This window comes from Embleya scabrispora (assembly GCF_002024165.1).
GTDB classification, from domain to species: Bacteria; Actinomycetota; Actinomycetes; order Streptomycetales; family Streptomycetaceae; genus Embleya; species Embleya scabrispora_A.
The window spans coordinates 1,543,628-1,561,731 of sequence record NZ_MWQN01000001.1; the positions used below are offsets into that span (position 1 = coordinate 1,543,628).

Consider the following 18,104-nt stretch of genomic DNA (forward strand, 5'->3'; position numbering starts at 1 on the left):
CCCCCAGACGGAAATGTGATCCCCGACTCTCGTACGTGCGTACGAATATGGGTGGTCGCGACGGCCCTCGACAGCGGGCCGCCGCCGGCCGGAAACAGCCGGTGACGACGGGGCGAGGGGGCGATCAGCCGACCGGGAACCCGATCCGCATCATCAGCCCGCCCTCTTCCCGGGGCTCGACCTCGATCCAGCCGCCGTGGGCGCGCACGATCGAACGCACGATGGACAACCCCAGGCCCACGCCCTTGTCGCTGGCGATCCGCTCGGTCCGCAGCCGCCGGAACGGCTCGAACATGTTGTCCACCTCGTAGGCGGGCACCACCGGCCCGGTGTTGGTCACGGTCAGCACCGCGACCCCCGCGCCCGACTCCGTGGAGATGTCGACGGTGCCGCCGGCCCGGTTGTAGCGCACCGCGTTCTGGATCAGGTTCATCGCGACCCGCTCCAACAACACGCCGTTGCCTTGGAGCACGGCCGGACCCAGCTCGTCGTGCAGGCTCACCTCGCGCTCGGCCGCCTCGGCGCCGGTCTGGTCCACCGCGCGGCGGGCCACCTCGGCCAGGTCCACCGGCTTGCGCTCGGTCAGCTCGTTGTCGCTGCGGGCCAACAGCAGCAGGCCCTCGATCAACCCCTCGCTGCGCTCGTTGGTGGCCAGCAGGGTCTTGCCGAGCTGTTTGAGCTCGACGGACGCCTCCGGGTCGCCGAGCGCGACCTCCAGGAGGGTGCGGTTGATCGCCAGCGGCGTGCGCAGCTCGTGCGAGGCGTTGGCGACGAACTTGCGCTGCGACTCCAGCGAGCGGTCGAGCCGGTCGAGCATGTCGTCGAAGGTGTCGGCCAGCTCCTTGAACTCGTCGTCGGGCCCCTCCAGGTCGATCCGCCGGTGCAGGTTGGATCCGGCCACCTCGCGGGCGATGGAGGTGATCCGCCCCAGCGGGCGCAACACCCGGCCCGCCATCACGTAGCCGAAGCCGAAGGCGATCACGGAGAGCAGCAGCAGCGCGAGCAGCGACTGCTGCAGGAGCGAACTCAGCGCCGCGTCGCGCTGGTGGATCTGCTGGAGGGTCTGCCACTGGTCGAACTGCTCGGGTGTCATCGGCACACCGTTGATGGTCATCAAGGTGTTCGGGGCCAGGCTCAGATTCAGCCGACCCTCGTTCAGGCTCTGCCGCACCAGCAGGTAGACGGTGGCGAGCAGGAGCACCCCGGCGATCAGGAACATGCCGCCGTACAGCGCGGTCAGGCGCATCTTGATGGTGGACCGCAGCAGGTCCGGGATCTGCGAGGGGGCCATCCGCGACAGCCGCGACATCTCCGCCGCGTCGTCGGCGTCGCGGCCCAGGATCAGCCGCCGACCGCCGGCGGTGGCGGGGCGCTGCGGATCGCGGCCCGCCTCGCGCGCGGGCTCCCGGTTCGGCCTGCGCGGCGCGCTCGGCGGCACGCTGGGGCGCGGCGGCTGGGGCGGCCGGCCCGGGCGCGGCGGCGGTCCTGAGCGGGCGGCGGCGGGCCGGGCCGAGGCGGGCGCGGTCGAGGCGCCCGCGGCCGGTGCCGCGGTCGACCCCGACGTCGGGGCGGGGGGTGTCGCCGCGGCCGGGGTCGCGGCGGGGCCGGCTTCCGCCGGGACGGCCCGAGAGCTGTCGTTCATGGCGGTCCTCAAATGCGGTATCCGGCGCCGGGCACCGTCAGGATGACGGGCGGCTCGCCGAGCTTGCGGCGCAGCGTCATCACGGTGACGCGGACGACGTTGGTGAAGGGGTCGGTGTTCTCGTCCCAGGCCTTCTCGAGCAGTTGCTCGGCCGAGACCACCGCGCCGTCGGCGCGCATCAGCACGTCCAGGACGGCGAACTCCTTGGGCGACAGGTGCACCGGCACCCCCTCGCGCAACACCTCGCGCCGGTTCGGGTCGAGTCGGATGCCGGCCCGCTCCAGGACCGGCGGCAGCGGGGAGACGGCCCGCCGGCCGAGCGCGCGCACCCGGGCGATCAGCTCGCTGAACGCGAACGGCTTGGGCAGGTAGTCGTCGGCGCCCAACTCCAGGCCCTCGACCCGGTCGCTGACGTCGCCGGCGGCGGTCAGCATCAGCACCCGCATCGGGATGCCGGTGTCCACGACCGCCCGGCACACGTCGTCGCCGTGCACGATCGGCAGGTCCCGGTCGAGCACCACCACGTCGTAGTCGTTGACGGCGATCCGCTCCAGCGCCGCCTCCCCGTCGTATACGACATCGACGGCCATGGCCTCGCGGCGCAACCCGGTAGCGACCGCGTCCGCCAGAAGCTGCTCGTCCTCGACTACGAGAACCCGCACCGGCTGTGCCTCCTGCTCGAAAGACTCGAAGGCTTCGCGGGATGCGAAGGATTCGAGGATGAAGACGGGGATGGAGATGGGGATGGAGATGGGATGGATCCGTTGTCCATCTTCCCTCGCGGCCCGGTAAAGCCCCGGTAAGCCGGCACGGGGCCCGCGGCCCGGCCCGAGCGGGCGCGGCCGGCCCCGGCGCACATGTCCGGTTGCCGACGTTACGGGACCCCCCGAGGGAGGGAAGGATTCCGGTACGCCCCGGAAAGTCCGACACCGGATCGTTGGATCGCACAAGTCCGCTGGTCAGACCCCTCCATCGTGGGGCCGCAAAGGCCCGCTTCGGTGGTTTCCCCGGCGTTGCAGAGGGGGTAGGACAACCGAAACCGGCGACGACGAGTGACATTGGGGCGGCCTTATGGACGAATTCACGGCCGGCGTACTGCGGCGCATACGTGAGACCGAACAGGCGTTGAAGCAGGCCTGCGACACCGGTGACGATTTCCTCGTCGAGGTCGAGCAGTCCGAGTTGGACGATCTTCTGCGGATGGCGTCGGAGCACGGCGTGCGGGTGCTGCCCGAGAGCGCCTGAGCCACTCCGCCGCACCGCCACGCATCACCGCGATACAGCAGCAGACACACCCCGTTCTTGTTTCCCCCGGCGAGGTCCCCAGCGGACGCCGGGGGTTCGGCTGTCCGGCCGAGACGCGTGAGGCCCGGATCACCCCGATCCGGGCCTCACGCGTGCGCGGGTCTACGCGTGCAGAGCGGCCAGGGCGGTCTGCAGCTCCGCGCGCAGCGCGGCGGGGGCGGCCACGCACATCGTCGAACCGTCCGCCTCGGGCCACAGGTCGACGACCACGTCGGCGCCGGCCTCGCGGGCGATCAGCGCGCCGGCCGCGACGTCCCACGGGTTCAGGCCGCGTTCGTAGTAGGCGTCGACCCGGCCGGCCGCCACCGAGCACAGGTCGATCGCGGCCGAGCCCGCCCGGCGCAGGTCGCGCACCCGCGGCAGCAGCGCGGCGATCGCCTCGGCCTGTCGGGTGCGCCGCTCGACGGTGTAGCCGAATCCGGTCGCCACCAGCGCCCGGGCCGAGGGGACCGCGGGCCGGCAGTGGATCGGCTTGCCGTTGCGAAAGGCGCCGCCGTCGCGCACGGCGTGGAAGGTCTCGCCGACCACCGGGACCTCGACCACGCCCAGGAGCGTGCCCTCGGCGGTCTCGGCGGCGATCGACACGCACCAGCCGGGCAGGTCGTACAGGTAGTTGACGGTGCCGTCGATCGGGTCGATCACCCACCGCACGCCGCTGGTGCCCTCGCTCGCGTCGCCCTCCTCGCCGAGGAAGCCGTCGTGCGGTCGATGCGCCCGGATGCGTTCGATGATCAGCTTCTCCGCGGCCGTGTCCATCTCGGTGACCACGTCGGTGGGGCTGCTCTTGGTCGCCGCGACGCCGAGGTCGGCGGGGCGCTCGTGCAACAGGAAGCCCCCGGTGTGGCGCGCCGCGTCGCGGGCGATGGCCAGGAGTTCCGCGGTGTCGATCGTCATGGGTCCATCCTGCCGGAGCGCTCGCCGAGCAGCGCCGCCCCGCGCGGCGCCCGCGCGGCCGCCTCCGGGTCGGCGGCCGACGCCCCGGGGCGCGGCCGCAGTGCCCGGGGGTCGGGACAGCAGCCGACCGGGCACACGTCGTGCGCGGCGCCCAGCCCGCCGAGCGCGCACCGCGCGGGCGCCTCGCCGCGCACCGTCGCGGCCCGCTCCAGCACGAGTTCGCGCACCGCGGCGGCGAACCTGGGGTCGGCGCCGGTGGTCGCGGCCCGGGCCAGCGGCAGGCCGATCCGCTCGGCGGTGGCGGCGGCCTCGACGTCGAGGTCGTAGACCACCTCCATGTGGTCGGACAGGAATCCGATCGGCACCAGTACGACGGCGGGCACCCCGGCCGCGCCCAGGTCGACGAGGTGGTCGTTGACGTCCGGCTCCAGCCACGGGACCTGCGGGGGGCCGCTGCGGCTGGAGTACACCAGGTCCCAGTCGTGTTCGCGGCCGACCGCGCGCGCGACGCCCTCGGCGACCAGGCGCGCGGTCTCCCGGTGCTGGGTGACGTAGGCGTTGCCGGCCGGGCCCGCGGTGCGCGCGGTGACGGTGGGGATCGAGTGGGTGACCATCACCAGGCGGGCGCCGGCCCGGACCTGCTCGGGCAGCCGCGTCAACGCGTCCGCCGTGTGGTCCACCAGCGGCTCGACGAAGCCCGGGTGATTGAAGAAGTGCCGCAGCTTGTCGAACACCGGGGCCCGCTCCCCCGCTTCGGCGCGGGCCGCGAGCAGGTTCTCGTGGTACTGCGCGCAGCCCGAGTAGGAACCGTAGGCGCTGGTCACCAGGACCGCGGCGCGTTCGATCCCGTCGTCGGCCATCCGGCGCACGGTGTCCGCCAGGTAGGGGCGCCAGTTGCGGTTGCCCCAGTAGACGGGCAGCCGCACCCCCTGGGCGGCGAGGTCGGCCTCGACGGCCGCGATCAGCGCGCGGTTTTGCGCGTTGATCGGACTGGCGCCGCCGAAGTGCGCGTAGTGGCCGGCCGCCTCCTCGAGGCGTTCGCGGGGGACGCCGCGTCCCGCGGTCACGTTCTCCAGGAACGGCAGCACCTCGTCGGGGGCGTCCGGGCCGCCGAAGGAGAGCACCAGGAGCGCGTCGAACGGCTCGGGATCGGGGGCCTGTGTCGCGTGCATGCCTGTGATCCTCGCATCGTGCGCCGCGCTCGCCCACATCACACCCCGTGCCGCGCGGGCGCGGTTGCGGGAAGCCGCGGGGAAGTTGCCGCCCATCCCCCGGCGACCCCTTCCCGGTCCGTTGACCGGCGGGTAATGTCCGGCAGATCCCGCGTCCGACCCCAGGAGGAATCCCGTTGAGCAGCGCCGGCCCCGCCGTCTCCAAGACGCCCCCCGCCTGGCGGAACTGGACCGGGAACCAGTCCGCGCGACCGCACTCGGTGCTCACCCCGCGATCGGCCGAGGAGATCTCGGCCGCGGTCCGCCGCGCCGCCGGGCAGGGGCTCCCGGTCAAGGCCGTCGGCGCCGGCCACTCGTTCACCTCGATCGCGGTGACCGACGGCGTACAGATCCGCCCGGAGGGGCTGACCGAGGTGCACGCGCTCGACCGCGCGGCGGGCACCATCACGGTCGGCTCCGGGATGCGGCTGAGCGACTTCAACACGCTGCTCACCGGATACGGCCTCGCGCTGACCAACATGGGCGACATCGCGGTGCAGAGCCTGGCCGGCGCCACCTCCACCGGCACCCACGGCACGGGTCGGGCGTCCGGCTCGCTGGCGGCGCAGATCCGCGGCATGGAGATCGTGCTGGCCGACGGCGAGATCACCACGTGCTCGCCGACCGAGAACGCCGAGTTGTTCGCGGGTGCCCGGGTCGGCCTGGGCGCGCTGGGCATCGTGACCGCGCTGACCTTCGGCGTCGAGCCGAGCTTCCTGTTGGAGGCGCGCGAGGAGCCGATGCGGTTCGACGCGGTGCTCGCCGACTTCGACGCGCTGTGCGCGGACAACGAGCACTTCGAGTTCTACTGGTTCCCGCACACCGACAACTGCAACGTCAAGCGCAACAACCGGATCGAGGGGCCGGCGAAGCCGCTGTCGAGGGCGCGTTTCCTGCTCGACGACGAGTTGTTGTCCAACGGGGTGTTCTCGCTCGCGTGTCGGGTCGGCCGCGCCGCGCCGCGCACGGTGCCCGCCATCGCCCGACTCTCCAGCCGCGCGTTGTCGGCGCGCACCTACTCGGACACCTCGCACAAGGTGTTCACCAGTCCGCGCCGGGTGCGCTTCATCGAGATGGAGTACGCGCTGCCACGCGCGGCGGCGACCGAGGCGCTGACCGAGGTGCGCGCCTTCGTGGACGCCGCCGATCTGCCGATCGGCTTCCCGGTCGAGGTGCGCGTGGCCCCGGCGGACGACCTGTGGATGTCCACCGCGTACGGGCGCGAGACCGCCTACATCGCGGTGCACCTGTACAAGGGGACGCCGCACGAGCGGTACTTCACCGAGGTGGAGAAGATCATGGTCGCCCACGGCGGGCGCCCGCACTGGGGCAAGATGCACACCCGCGACGCGCATCACCTGGCCGACCTGTATCCGAGGTTCGCCGACTTCACGGCGCTGCGGAACCGGGTGGATCCGGAGCGCCGCTTCGGCAACGACTACCTGCGTCGGGTGCTGGGCGACTGAGGCACCGGGGCGGCGGCGGTCGGTCAGCGGGTGCCGGCGCCCGACCCCGCGTTCGCGTTCGTACCGCCCCGGCCGCCCGCCTCGTTGCCGGCCGCCGCGCCGCCGCCGGCGTCCGGGTCGCCGCCGGCCGAGCCGCCCGCCGGGGGTTTGGTCGGGGACACGGGCGTGGTCGGCGGCGTGGAGCCGGTCGGGTTCGACGAGGGGCTGCCGCTCGGCCGGGTGGTCGGTGTGGTCGAGGGCACCGAGGTCGCGCCCCCGCCGCCGCCGTTCGGGGGCGACGTGCCCTTGTCGCCGGTGTCCGGGGCGTGGCTCGACGTCGATCCGGTCGATCCGGTCGGGCCGGGGGTGGCCCCGCCGGGCGACTTCGGGGTGTCGTCGCGGGTGCGCTTGTCGTCGACGATGCGCGAGATGGTCGAGCCGTCGTCGCCGTGCCCGAACAGGCTCGCGAAGGAACGGCCGATCGCGGTCTCGGCGAGGGTGACCACACCCATCGCCACCACGAACACCACCACCGCGCCGACCAGCGAACGCGCCAGCCAGACCCGCCGCTCGCCGGTCGGCGCCGCCCCGGACTCGGTCCCGGCGTCGCCCGGGGGCCGGGTGTACTCGCCGACCGGCAACAGCATCGTCTCGTCGCTCGCCCGCCCCGGATCGGCCACGCCCGTCGGCCGATCGGGAATCGCGGTCGGCTCGGTGGCCGGCCCGCCCCGGGGCGGCGGGGTCAGCGTCGCGCGCACGTCGCGCAGTTGTTCGCCGGTGCGCCGGAACAGGTGGACGTAGACCGCGCTTCCGACGGTGGCGACCACGCTCGCGAGCGCCGCGCCGATCACCGTCCCGGCGACACCGAGCGTGGAGAGCAGGAACGCCGAGGAGATGGCCGCCAGGGCACTGCCCACGACCTGCACTCCGTTGACATCGATCCGGCGACGTTCACGCTCGGTCCTTTCCGGCATCACTTTCCTTGCACGTTCGTTCACAACCGATGGCTAATCATGAAAAACACGACTTCACCCTGGTTACGACTGAACGGCCCAGCGACATCGTTCCAATCGGCCCAATCTTGTGATCGACATCACCCCGGACGGCCGAAAACGACTCGTCCGAACGGGACGCGCCGATGCGGCGCGGTGTGTCCCGGTAGAGCCCCCGAATGGAGTACTGTTCACGCCAGGTTCCGGAAAGGCCTGTGCGCGAAGGGGGAGGCGACCGACCGCAGGGGTCAGGGTGGGGCACCGCCCCGGTATCTACCCGAAATGGTGTAACCAAGGCAATTCGGCCAGTCAGGTAATAAATCCGACACGCCGGACAACTCGGTCAGGTTGTGGTCATGCCGAGGCTGGGCAGGTCACACTCGTAGCGGGAGCAACGACGCAGGTGACGTCGGCAGGCACCACCCGGGAGGTCCCCATGCCCGAACTGCGTGTCGTGGCCGTCAGCAACGACGGCACACGGTTGGTGCTGAAGGCTGCCGACGGCACTGAGTACATGTTGCCCATCGACGAGCGGCTCCGCGCCGCCGTCCGGGGCGACCGCGCCAGACTCGGTCAGATCGAGATCGAAGTCGAGAGCCAGCTGCGTCCGCGTGACATCCAGGCCCGGATAAGGGCCGGTGCCACCGCGGAGGAGGTCGCACAGCTCGCCGGCATCCCCGTGGACCGCGTACGGCGGTTCGAGGGCCCGGTGCTCGCGGAGCGTGCCTTCATGGCCGAGCGTGCCCGCAAGACCCCGATCCGCCGGCAGGGCGAGACCACCGGTCCGCTGCTCGGCGAGATCGTCACCGAGCGACTGCACCTGCGCGGCGCCGACTCCGAGTCGGTGCAGTGGGATTCGTGGCGCCGCGACGACGGCAGCTGGGAGATCCTGCTGCTGTACCGCGCCGACGGCGAGATGCGCTCGGCGAGTTGGAGCTTCGACCCGCCCCGGCGCCTGGTCACCACCAACGACGACGAGGCGCGTTCGCTGATCGGCGAACACCCGGCGGCATCCGAGACCCCGTTCCCGTTTCGCCCGCGCCTGGCCACCATCCCGCGCGAGAGCGACGACGACGCGATCACCAGCCTGCTCGACGCCGTACCCGGACTGCGCGGCGAGCCGGCCGCTCAGGAGCGACAGGCCTCCCCCGGGCCGATGCGGATCGACGTCACCGCGCTGGCCGAACGCCCGCGCGTGGGCAGCATCGAGCGTCCGGAGCGGCCCGAGCGCCCGGAGCGGATCGAACGTGTCGAGCGGCCCGAGCGGATCGAGCGCGTGGAGCGGGCGGAACGCCCCGAGCGCGCCGAGCCGATCGAGGAGGAGGAGACCCAGGCCCCCGCCGCGGCGGCGGGCGCGGGCAGCGCCTACGAGAACGTGCTGGTGCCGCGCGGTGTGGTCGGCCCGCACCGCGAGCGCCTGGTCGGCAGCACCGACCGGCAGGCCGAGGCCGACGGGGTGCGCCCCGGGCGCCGGGCGACCGTGCCCAGTTGGGACGAGATCGTCTTCGGCAGCAGGCGCAAGCGGCGCGAATAGCCACACGACAGCGGGAAAAGGAGCCGAGGTTTTCCTCGGCTCCTTTTTCGTGCCCCGGCGACCTCGACCGCTCGCGGCTACTCGCCCGTGGCCACCGGGCGTTGCGGGTCGGAGATCCAGTCGCTCCACGAACCGGCGTACAGCGCGGCGGGTACGCCGATCACGTGCAGCGCCAGCACCTCGTGCGCGGCGGTCGCGCCGGAGCCGCAGTAGGCGGCCACCCGCACGCCGGGAACCACGCCCTTGGCCGCGAAGTACTCCGCCATCTCGGCGGGTTCGCGGAACCGGCCGTCGGCGTGGGTGTACTCGGTCGCGGGCGCGCTGATCGCGCCGGGGATGTGGCCGGCCTTGGCGTCGATCGGCTCGCTCTCGCCGCGGAAACGTTCCCCGGCGCGGGCGTCGAGCAGCACGCCGCCGCCCGCCACGAACGCCGCGGTCTGGTCCGCGTCGAGCCGGGTCGTGCCGCCGGGGCGCGGTACGAAGGTGCCCGGCTCGGCGGGTTCCGGCACCACGTCGGTGACCGGCAGGTTCGCCGCCGTCCAGGCACCGAGGCCGCCGTCGAGCACGCGCACCCGGTCGTGACCGAAGTGGCGCAACAACCACCACGCGCGCGCCGCGGCGACGCTCTGTCCCGCGTCGTAGACGACCACGTCGGTCTCCGGGCCGATCCCGTACCGCCGCATGGCCGCGCCGAACGCGGCCGGTTCGGGCACCGGATGCCGGCCGCCGGCGCCGGTCGGGGTGTGCGGTCCCGACAACTCCTTCGCGAGGTCGACGAAGTGCGCGCCGGGCACGTGTGCGACCCGGTAGGCGTCGATGCCGGGCGGGCCGCCCAGTTGCCAGGAGACGTCGAGCACGATCGGGGGCGACGAACCGTCCAGGGCGGCGGCCAGGTCGGCCGCGCTGATCAGGGAACTCATGACGGCATCCTGCCCCGTGGAACGGCTCGGCGACGAGCACATGCGGCACGCGGCCGGCAGCATCGATGTCGTATCGTCCCCGATTGTCACCTTCTGCCGAGGAGGCAGCGATGAGTGTGTGGACCTCGCGATATCCCACCGGCGTGCCGTGTTGGGTGGACCTGGCCGTGCCCGATGTCGCGGCCGGTCTGGCGTTCTATCGCGGACTGTTCGGCTGGGACGACGAGATCGAGCCGGCCCCGCCCGGCGGTTACACGACCTGCACCCTCGGCGGGCGGCCCGTCGCCGGTCTGCTCGACCGGCTGCCCGAGCGGTCGGGGCCGATCGCCTGGACCACCCACCTCGCGGCGGACGACATCGACGCGGTGGCCCGAGGGATCGTCGCCGCGGGCGGCGAGGTGTCGGTGCCGCCGACGGACGTGCGCACACTCGGCCGCACGGCGGTGGCCACCGACCCGACGGGCGCGGTGTTCGCCGTCTGGCAGGCGCGCGAACACATCGGCGCGGGGGTGGTGGACGAGCCCGGCGCGGTGGTGTGGAACGAGCTGTACACACCGGACAGCGGTCGGGCGAAGCGGTTCTACACGGATGTGTTCGGCATCACCTTCCAGGACATGTCCGACGCCGACTTCGACTACGCCACCTTCCATGTCGACGGTGTGCCGCGCGGCGGGCTCGCGGGGGTGCGCAACGGGCCGCCGCCGCGCTGGGCCGTCTACTTCGCGGTGCGCGACGCGGACGAGAGCGTCGCACGGGTCGACGACCTGGGCGGCACCGTGCTGCGCGGGCCGGAGGAGTCCCCCTACGGCCGGGTGGCCGCCATACGGGATCCGCAGGGCGCGCTGTTCAACGTGATCGCGGTGGCCTCGAATCCGAATGGTCCGGAATAGTCGACTGCTTCCGATCCGCCGCCCGGTCGGGCCCTACCCGGCCGCCACTCCGACCGGAAACCGCTCCCCCCTTGAACCAAACGGGTGACGTAGAGTCGAGCTTGACGGGCTTCCGACCGGAGCGGGGTCCGGGATCAGCGGGACCCGTGCGCCTACGTACACACGGGCCGCGCCACCCGCGACCTTCCCCGACCGGGAGACGCACCATCGTTTCGACCATCGAGGGGGTCCATTTCCATGGGCAAGCTGTTCAAGATCGTCCTGCTGCTCGCCGCCGCCGCGGGTGTCGCGCTCGCTGTGCAGAAGAAGCGCAACCAGGCCTGAACCGGCGGTGATTCGGCACAAAGGGGCGACCCCCATCGGGGGCCGCCCCTTTAGCTTGTGGCAAAGCCGCGCTCGCAAACAAGCCGCCTCGCCGAGAAAGCTGAGCCCACCGAGATGCCGGACCCACCGAGACGCGCCGCGCCGGCCGAGTCCGGCGCGCGCGCAGGCGCTAACTCCGCACTTCGAGCAGCGGGATCAGTTGTTCGGCCGCGGTCATCGAGCCGTGCACGCCGGTGAGCCGCGACTCGCCGGGCTCGCGCCGGGAGGCGACCACCGCGACGTCGCCGAAGGCGGCCGCGACGATGTCGCCGATGCGCTCGCGGACCCGGTCCTCGACCTTGGGCCCGAACCACCCCGACTCGATCGCCTCGTCGCGGGTGACCACCCACATCCGATCGCCGAGCATGTCGTCCCAGATCGCGTACACGTCCCGGGCCGCGCCGGGCCGGGTGTAGACGTGCCGGGCACGCGCCTCGCCGCCGAGCAGGGCCACTCCGGCGGACAGGCCGGGGTCGGCGTCCACGTCGACCCGCTGCTCGGGGGCGACGTCGACCATGCCGTGGTCGGCCGTGACGTACAACACCGAGTCGGCGGGCAGCCCCTCGGCCATCGCCCGGACCACCCCGTCGATCCGGCGCAACTCGGCGCGCCACTCGGGCGAATCGACGCCCATGCCGTGCCCGACGCGGTCGAGCTCACTCGCGTACGTGTAGATCAGCACCGGACCCGGCTGCGCCAACTGCCGGTGTACGGCCTCGATCCTGGGGGCGCCGAACTCGGCGCCGAAGTAGCGACCGCCGGCGAGCGCCGCCCTGGTCAGCGGCGTGTGCTCGAACATGGCGTCGTTGACCTGCGCGACGGTGATCCCGGCCGCCGCGGCGCGTTCGAGGACGCTCGGATACGGCTGCCACGCCCGGGGTTCGATGTCGCCGGCCCAGCGCAGCTGGTTCATCAGCCGGTCCCGGCCGGGCATCGCCACCGCGTAGCCGACCAGGCCGTGCACACCGGGGGTGAGCCCGGTGCCGAACGACGCGAGACTGGTCGCGGTGGTCGCCGGGAAGCCCGCGGTGAGCGGTGTGCCGGTGCCGGCGAACGAGCCGGCCAGGAGCGAGTGCAGATACGGCGCCTCGACGGGATGCGCCCGCAGCACCTCCCACCCCAGTCCGTCGATCAGGAACACGCACGCGGCGCGCGCGGGCGCGAGGCCGAGGATGTTCCGCTCCCCCGCCATGCCGAGGGAGGCGGCTATGGAGGGCAGCAGGTCGCACAGCGCCCCGGCCCCGTAGCGGGGCAACGGGACCGGGGGTTGTTCGTCGAGCCAGACGGAAGTGCTCACTGGTTGATGCCGGCCACGGCCTCGGACAGCGCGCGGGCGAAGGTGAGCGTGCGCTCCACCGCCTCGGGGCCGTCGGCGGCCTCGCTCACCCGCAGCGACAGGTCGTCGGCGGTCAACGAGCCGGTGTAGCCGTGGTCGACCTCACAGTTCGGGTCGGCGCACCCGGCCGGTTCGAGGTCGATGCGGCCGACCGCGCCCCAGCCGATGGTGAGCACGGCCTCGCGCGGCGGGGCCCCCGGCACGTATTCGGCGGGGTTGCCCACGACCCGACTGACCACGACCGACTCGAGTCGGTCGATGCGCACGGTCTCGGTGGACGTGGTCGCGTAGGGCGTGGGCGACGTGTCGTCGGGTGCGTGTTCGTCGGTGTGGCTGACCAGGAATCGGCCTGGCGTGAGCACCAGAACGGTGATGTGGCGGCGGACCTCATTGGAATCGAACGTGGTCTCCTGGTGCACCAGGAAAGCGTCGACCGGCTCGGTGCCGATCGTGGACTCGACCGCGTCGGCAACGAGGCTCGGGTAGTAACCGCTGCGCTCGATGGCCGTGCGCAGCCCCTGGGTCGAGGTGGTGGTCTTAGCCATACCCCCCATCCTGGCACCTCCGAGGGCGCCCGTGCGCCATCCACCTCGTCCGAAGATCGGGTCGGACACCGGCCGTTGCCGAATGGTGACGGTTTGTCGACGTAATGACAGGACCGAACGGGTGAGCTGGATGCGCACTGTTGGGGCGCCCTCTACGGATCGCCACCGTGCGCCTTTCGTGCGCCCTCCCGTTCGACGGCTCGGCGGGGTTGACTGATCTCTCGAGAGACCCGGCCGGGGCAACAGGGACGCGCCGTGCAGACGGTGGCACCGGCGGATCTCTCGCGACACTCGTTTCCCCCGGGCGGGGGACGAGTGACACCGCCTCACCGCCGGGGACACTCGGGGAAACGACCGGCGCGGGGCGGCTCGGTCCGGACAGCGTGAACGGCATGAGATGCGCAGCCATGTGGAGGGTAGGCGCGGAGGGGCATGCCGCGGAGCGGATCCGGCCCGGAGCCGTCGCCGTACGTAGGTGCCACAGCTCGGGGTGGCATGTGAGTACGGCGGCGGTTCCACATGTCCGGGCGGGCACGAGGAATCCGGGCGACCTCGTTCACTACGGCCGCGACAGTGCCCTCGGGCCCAGGTCGGTGCGCGCCGGTGGGCGGGACAGCCGGATCCGCGCGCCCAGCACATGTGCGCCCTCGGCCGCCACCACCACCGGGTTCAACTCGACCGACGTCACCTGCGGCAGGTCGTCGGCGAGCCGGGACAGGCGCAGGAGTACGTCCTCCAGCGCGGGTACGTCCACCGGTCGGGCGCCGCGATACCCGAACAACATCGGCGCCGCCCGTACCTCGCGGACCAGATCCGCCACGTCCTGGTCGGTGGCGGGCACCAGGCGGTGGGCCACGTCGCCCAGAAGTTCGCTCGCCGGTCCGGCCAGGCCGAAGGACAACACCGCGCCGAACGACTCGTCGTAGGTGAGCCCGAGCACCGTCGCGATCCCGTGTGGCGCCATCGACTGCACCACGAGCCGGGCCTGGTCCGGGCCGCCGAGGCGGGTGGTCAACTCGCGGAAGACCCGGCGCAGTCCGGCCTCGGCGCCGATGTCCAGGCGCACGCCGTCCACGTCGACGCGGTGACGCAGGTGTTCGGCGATGGTCTTGAGCGCGACCGGATAGCCCAGCTCGGCCGCCGCGCGCACCGCCGCGTCCTCGCTGTCCACCCGCACCGCCGGGCGCAGCCGAATGCCGTAGCAGTCCAGGAGTTCGGCGGCGTCGGCCGGCGACAGGCCGACCGCGTCCGCGCCGCCGAGTCGGGCCCGCACCAGCGCGCGGGCCTGGTCGGTGCGTACCTCGGGGTGTTCGGGCACCCGGCCCGTGGGCCGCCGGCGCCAGGCGGCGTAGCGCACCACCTCGGCCAGCGCGCGCACCGCGTTCTCCGGGGCCGGGTAGGAGGGCACCGAGCCGAACGCGGGCACGCCGTCGGCGTCCAGCCGGCGCAGCTGCGTGGGCAGTCCCTCGTGCGCGAGGTAGGTGGTCAGCAGCGGTTTGCCGATCTTTGCCGCCTGACCGGCCATCTCCGCGATGGCGCTCGCGACCTCGTCGCCGGAGGTGGTCAGCGGCGGGATGAACACGGTGATCACCGCGTCGGTCTCGGCATCGGCCAGCGCGTCGGCGAGCGCCGCGCGGAAGTCGTCGGCGGTGGCGCCGGTGGTCAGGTCGACCGGGCGCAGCGGGCGCAGGCCCGCGCTCGCGCAGGCGTCCTGGCTGAGCAGGCCGAGCGAGTCGGAGTTGCCGATGATCGCGATCCGGTCGCCGGCGGGCAGGGGTTGGTAGGCGAGCAGTTGGCCGACGTCGAACAGTTCGGCGACGGTGGGTACGCGGATCACGCCGGCTTGGCGAAAGAGCGCGTCGACGGCCGAGTCGGGCAGGGTCAGCGCGCGGGTGACGTGGCCGAGCGGGACGCCCTGGCTGTGCCGTCCGGACTTGACCGCGACCACGGGTTTGGTGCGCGAGATCCGGCGGGCGAGGCGAGTGAACTTGCGCGGGTTGCCGATCGATTCGAGGTGCAGCAGCACCACGTCGGTGGCGGGGTCGTCCTCCCAGTACTGGAGCAGGTCGTTGCCGGAGACGTCGGCGCGGTTGCCGGCGGACACGAAGGTGGAGAGCCCGATCCCGCGGCCGACGGTGGATTCCAGGATGGCGATCCCGAGCGCGCCGGACTGGGCGAACATGCCCACTCGGCCGCGGCGCGGCATCCGGGGCGACAGGCTCGCGTTGACCCGCAGGTCGGGGTCGGTGTTCAGCACCCCGAGGCAGTTGGGGCCGATCACCCGCATGCCGCGCCGGCGGGCGGCGCGGACCAGGCGGCGCTGGCGCTCGCGCCCCTCGGGTCCGGTCTCGGCGAAGCCGGAGGACACCACGACCAGGCCGTGTACGCCCTTGCGGCCGCATTCGTCGACCACCCGGCGTACCGCGTCGGCCGGGACGGCGACGAGCGCGAGGTCCACCTCGCCGGGGATGTCGGACACCGACGCGTAGGTCGGCACGCCGTCGATCGGTTCGCCGGCCGCCTTCGGGTTGACCGCGTAGACCTCGCCGGTGAACTCGCCCGCGCGCAGGTTGGTCAACAGCGTGTGGCCGACCGTGCCCTCGTGCCGGCCGGCGCCGATCACGGCGACCGATCGGGGGGTGAGCAGGCGGGCGATCGAGCGTGCCTCGGCCCGGTGTTCGCGCCCGAGCATCACGCCGAGCGAGGTCTCGGTGGGGGCGAGTTCGAGGTTCAGCCGGACCACGCCGTCCTCGAACGCGGACTGCTGGGTGTAGCCGGCCTCGGTGAACACGGTGACCATGCGCCGGTTCGAGGGCAGTACGTCGGCCACGAAGCGGCGGATGCCGCGCTCGCGGGCGACCGCGGCGATGTGTTCGAGCAGGACCGATCCGACGCCGCGGCCCTGCTGGTCGTCCTGGACCAGGAAGGCGACCTCGGCGGTGGAGGAGCGGCCCTGGGGACCGGTGCGCACGGAGCGGCCGTCGGGGCCGATCCGGTCGTAGCGCACGATCGCCACCATCTCGTCGCCGACGAACAGTCCCAGGCCCACCCGGTCGACCCAGTCGTGCGTGGTGAAGCGCCGCACGTCGCGGTCGGACAGGCGGGGGTAGGGGGTGAAGAAGCGCAGGTATTTCGACTCGGCGGACACGCGCGCGTAGAAGTCGACGAGGCGACCGGCGTCGTCCGGGCCGACGGGGCGCAGGTGGGCGGTCGCGCCGTCGCGCAGCACGACGTCGGCCTCCCAGTGCTCGGGGGGCTTCGGCGGGGGACCTGCGGTGTCGGTGGGCTCCACGTTTGCGAGGCTAACCCCTGTGTCGTGCCGCCGGCGGATTCGAGGCGCCCCGACTCGGTTGGTGTCCGGCACGCCTGATAGACCATCAGATACCGTTCCCGGTCTCACTCCAGGAGGCAACCCATGTCCGCTCAGGGCCTGTCCGCCGCTTTCCCCGTCGCCGACATGGCCGCCGCGGTGCGGTTCATGACCACCGTGCTCGGGGCCGAACCGACCTTCGTCGACGGGGAGCGCTGGGCGCAGTTCGACGTGGCCGGCGGCCGGCTGGCGCTGGCGGGTACCGACCGCGAGGGCGACGCGGCGTCGGTGATGGTCAAGGTCGCCGACCTGGAGGCGGCGCTCGCGCCGCTGCGCGAGGGCGGGTTCACGGTGGGCGAGCCGGTCGAGGGGCCGCACGAGGTGCGGGTCCGGGTGAGCGGGCCGGACGGCTGGGCGGCCGTGCTGTACCAGCCCCGGCGCTGACCCCGCGTCGGGGTGGAACGGTGAATTGCCATGATCATCGGAGTATCCGAGCGTCGGGGTGAGGCCGAGCCGGCACGTCCCGGCGCGTATGCCACCCCGCTGCCGCTCGCGCCCGGTAGCGTCCTTCCGGTGAACGGCTTGCGGATTCTGCCGGAGGTCGCCGACGCGCTGGCCGCGGGGCGGCCGGTGGTCGCGCTGGAGAGCACGATCATCGCGCACGGGCTGCCGCGGCCGGACAACCTGCGGATCGCGCGGGAGATCGAGGGGCGGGTCCGGGCCGCGGGCGCGGTGCCGGCGACGATCGCGGTCGTGCACGGGCGCCCGTCGATCGGCCTGGACGCCGAGACGCTCGAATTCGTGGCCGGCTCCCGGGAGGTGCTCAAGGCCGGGATCCGGGACCTGGCGCCGGTCGCGGCGCGGGGCGGGCACGCGGCGACGACCGTGGGGGCGACCGCGCATCTGGCGTATCAGGCCGGGATCAGGGTCTTCGCCACCGGCGGCCTGGGCGGGGTGCATCGCCAGGCCCGGGACAGCTGGGACGAGTCGGCCGACCTGGTCGCGCTGACCGGGTGCGGGCTGACCGTGGTGTGTTCGGGGGTCAAGTCGATCCTGGACGTGGGCGCGACGCTGGAGCGGTTGGAATCGCTCAACGTCACCGTCCTGGGCTTCGGTACGCACGCCTTCCCCGGGTTCTATCTGGCCGACTCCGGCCATCGCCTGGAGTGGCGGGTGGACACCGCCGACGAGGTGGCCGACGTGGTGCGCGCGCACGAGGCGCTGGGGTTGGGCCGTAGCGCCGTGGTGGTGGCCAATCCGGTGCCTCGGGGCGATCAGATGGATCCGGGTCTGCACGATCGGGTGCTGGAGCGGGCGCTGGCCGCGCTGGCGGACAGCGGGGTGCGCGGCAAGGCGGTCACCCCGTTCCTGCTGGAGTTCTTCCACCGGGAGACCCGCGGCGCGAGCCTGGCCGCCAACATCGCGCTGATCCTGGGCAACGCCGACCTGGCCGCGCGGATCGCGAGGGCGTTGACCATCACCTGACCGGGCCCGGGCCGATCGGCGTGCGAGCGGACCTGGTCGTCACGGCCGGGTCGCGCCCGGGCGCGGGTGTTGTCGCACGTCCACAACCGGGGCCGCATCGCGGCCGAGGCCGTCGACTTCTAGGCGCCGTCTTGCCCGGTCTCGGTCGTTGACCGCTCGGACGGGTGATGCGAGGGTGCGTTTCTGCACGTGCGACGCCGTGTTGCGGTACAGCGAGACCACACGACAGACG

The 18,104-nt window shown here is 72.8% G+C and carries 15 protein-coding genes; 6 read left to right on the forward strand and 9 right to left on the reverse strand.

Annotated features, from left to right (window positions below):
- Positions 1–124: 124 nt before the first annotated feature.
- Both B4N89_RS06775 and B4N89_RS06780 read right to left on the reverse strand, forming a co-directional pair.
- Entirely contained in the window at positions 125–1,642 is a 1,518-nt protein-coding gene (locus B4N89_RS06775) for a sensor histidine kinase (protein WP_101897009.1), read from the reverse strand.
- A gap of 8 nt (positions 1,643–1,650) precedes the next feature.
- Positions 1,651–2,304, reverse strand: coding sequence for a response regulator transcription factor (locus tag B4N89_RS06780; RefSeq protein ID WP_078974953.1), 654 nt, complete (start codon positions 2,302–2,304; stop codon positions 1,651–1,653).
- A gap of 409 nt (positions 2,305–2,713) precedes the next feature.
- Between B4N89_RS06780 and B4N89_RS50650 the strand changes: the two genes are divergently transcribed.
- A complete protein-coding gene (locus B4N89_RS50650) occupies positions 2,714–2,887 on the forward strand; it encodes a hypothetical protein (RefSeq protein WP_020555845.1) in 174 nt (57 codons plus the stop codon).
- Between the two features lie 162 nt (positions 2,888–3,049).
- On the opposite strand, the gene B4N89_RS06785 is transcribed toward B4N89_RS50650, so the two are convergent.
- Both B4N89_RS06785 and B4N89_RS06790 read right to left on the reverse strand, forming a co-directional pair.
- Entirely contained in the window at positions 3,050–3,841 is a 792-nt protein-coding gene (locus B4N89_RS06785; RefSeq protein ID WP_078974954.1) for an inositol monophosphatase family protein, read from the reverse strand.
- Complete coding sequence (locus B4N89_RS06790; protein WP_078979160.1) at positions 3,838–5,013, reverse strand: ferrochelatase; 1,176 nt, start codon at positions 5,011–5,013, stop codon at positions 3,838–3,840. The genes B4N89_RS06785 and B4N89_RS06790 overlap by 4 nt, the downstream gene beginning before the upstream one ends.
- A gap of 176 nt (positions 5,014–5,189) precedes the next feature.
- Here B4N89_RS06790 and B4N89_RS06795 point away from each other — a divergent pair, with 176 nt between their 5' ends.
- On the forward strand, positions 5,190–6,518 hold the full coding sequence (locus tag B4N89_RS06795; RefSeq protein WP_078974955.1) for a D-arabinono-1,4-lactone oxidase: 1,329 nt from the start codon (positions 5,190–5,192) through the stop codon (positions 6,516–6,518).
- 23 nt (positions 6,519–6,541) lie between these two features.
- Here B4N89_RS06795 and B4N89_RS06800 read toward each other — a convergent pair whose 3' ends face one another.
- The gene (locus tag B4N89_RS06800; RefSeq protein WP_143657878.1) at positions 6,542–7,414 is read right to left on the reverse strand and encodes a hypothetical protein; all 873 of its coding nucleotides are present in this window, start codon (positions 7,412–7,414) and stop codon (positions 6,542–6,544) included.
- Between the two features lie 478 nt (positions 7,415–7,892).
- Here B4N89_RS06800 and sepH point away from each other — a divergent pair, with 478 nt between their 5' ends.
- The gene (gene sepH, locus B4N89_RS06805; protein WP_078974957.1) at positions 7,893–9,023 is read left to right on the forward strand and encodes a septation protein SepH; all 1,131 of its coding nucleotides are present in this window, start codon (positions 7,893–7,895) and stop codon (positions 9,021–9,023) included.
- A 77-nt stretch (positions 9,024–9,100) separates the two neighbouring features.
- Here sepH and B4N89_RS06810 read toward each other — a convergent pair whose 3' ends face one another.
- Positions 9,101–9,943, reverse strand: a complete 843-nt coding sequence (locus B4N89_RS06810) for a sulfurtransferase (protein WP_078979161.1) — start codon at positions 9,941–9,943, stop codon at positions 9,101–9,103.
- Between the two features lie 110 nt (positions 9,944–10,053).
- Here B4N89_RS06810 and B4N89_RS06815 point away from each other — a divergent pair, with 110 nt between their 5' ends.
- Positions 10,054–10,833, forward strand: coding sequence for a VOC family protein (locus B4N89_RS06815; protein ID WP_078974958.1), 780 nt, complete (start codon positions 10,054–10,056; stop codon positions 10,831–10,833).
- Positions 10,834–11,326: 493 nt separating this feature from the next.
- Here B4N89_RS06815 and B4N89_RS06820 read toward each other — a convergent pair whose 3' ends face one another.
- The 3 genes from B4N89_RS06820 to B4N89_RS06830 all read right to left on the reverse strand — a co-directional run bounded on the left by B4N89_RS06820 (position 11,327) and on the right by B4N89_RS06830 (position 16,369).
- Positions 11,327–12,493 (reverse strand): alkaline phosphatase family protein, encoded by a 1,167-nt coding sequence (locus tag B4N89_RS06820; RefSeq protein ID WP_078974959.1) that lies wholly within the window; start codon positions 12,491–12,493, stop codon positions 11,327–11,329.
- Positions 12,490–13,077: a DUF5998 family protein gene (locus tag B4N89_RS06825; RefSeq protein WP_161365428.1), complete on the reverse strand. Its 588-nt coding sequence runs from the start codon at positions 13,075–13,077 to the stop codon at positions 12,490–12,492. Before B4N89_RS06825 ends, B4N89_RS06820 begins: the two co-directional genes overlap by 4 nt.
- A 559-nt stretch (positions 13,078–13,636) precedes the next feature.
- Positions 13,637–16,369: a bifunctional GNAT family N-acetyltransferase/acetate--CoA ligase family protein gene (locus B4N89_RS06830; RefSeq protein WP_078974961.1), complete on the reverse strand. Its 2,733-nt coding sequence runs from the start codon at positions 16,367–16,369 to the stop codon at positions 13,637–13,639.
- Between the two features lie 123 nt (positions 16,370–16,492).
- Here B4N89_RS06830 and B4N89_RS06835 point away from each other — a divergent pair, with 123 nt between their 5' ends.
- Together B4N89_RS06835 and B4N89_RS06840 are read left to right on the forward strand one after the other, a co-directional pair.
- Positions 16,493–16,831: a VOC family protein gene (locus B4N89_RS06835; RefSeq protein WP_078974962.1), complete on the forward strand. Its 339-nt coding sequence runs from the start codon at positions 16,493–16,495 to the stop codon at positions 16,829–16,831.
- Between the two features lie 30 nt (positions 16,832–16,861).
- Positions 16,862–17,872 carry a pseudouridine-5'-phosphate glycosidase gene (locus B4N89_RS06840; RefSeq protein WP_078974963.1) on the forward strand — a complete coding sequence of 337 codons (1,011 nt, stop codon included), beginning with the start codon at positions 16,862–16,864 and terminating at the stop codon, positions 17,870–17,872.
- The last annotated feature ends 232 nt before the right edge of the window (positions 17,873–18,104 follow it).

Excerpts from the sequence above, each read along its gene's own strand:
- B4N89_RS06775 (WP_101897009.1), bottom strand. The coding sequence starts at position 1,642 with ATGAACGACAGCTCTCGGGCCGTCCCGGCGGAAGCCGGCCCCGCCGCG.
- B4N89_RS50650 (WP_020555845.1), top strand. The coding sequence starts at position 2,714 with ATGGACGAATTCACGGCCGGCGTACTGCGGCGCATACGTGAGACCGAA.
- B4N89_RS06810 (WP_078979161.1), bottom strand. The coding sequence starts at position 9,943 with ATGAGTTCCCTGATCAGCGCGGCCGACCTGGCCGCCGCCCTGGACGGT.
- B4N89_RS06785 (WP_078974954.1), bottom strand. The coding sequence starts at position 3,841 with ATGACGATCGACACCGCGGAACTCCTGGCCATCGCCCGCGACGCGGCG.
- B4N89_RS06815 (WP_078974958.1), top strand. The coding sequence starts at position 10,054 with ATGAGTGTGTGGACCTCGCGATATCCCACCGGCGTGCCGTGTTGGGTG.
- B4N89_RS06790 (WP_078979160.1), bottom strand. The coding sequence starts at position 5,013 with ATGCACGCGACACAGGCCCCCGATCCCGAGCCGTTCGACGCGCTCCTG.
- B4N89_RS06840 (WP_078974963.1), top strand. The coding sequence starts at position 16,862 with ATGATCATCGGAGTATCCGAGCGTCGGGGTGAGGCCGAGCCGGCACGT.
- B4N89_RS06825 (WP_161365428.1), bottom strand. The coding sequence starts at position 13,077 with ATGGCTAAGACCACCACCTCGACCCAGGGGCTGCGCACGGCCATCGAG.
- B4N89_RS06835 (WP_078974962.1), top strand. The coding sequence starts at position 16,493 with ATGTCCGCTCAGGGCCTGTCCGCCGCTTTCCCCGTCGCCGACATGGCC.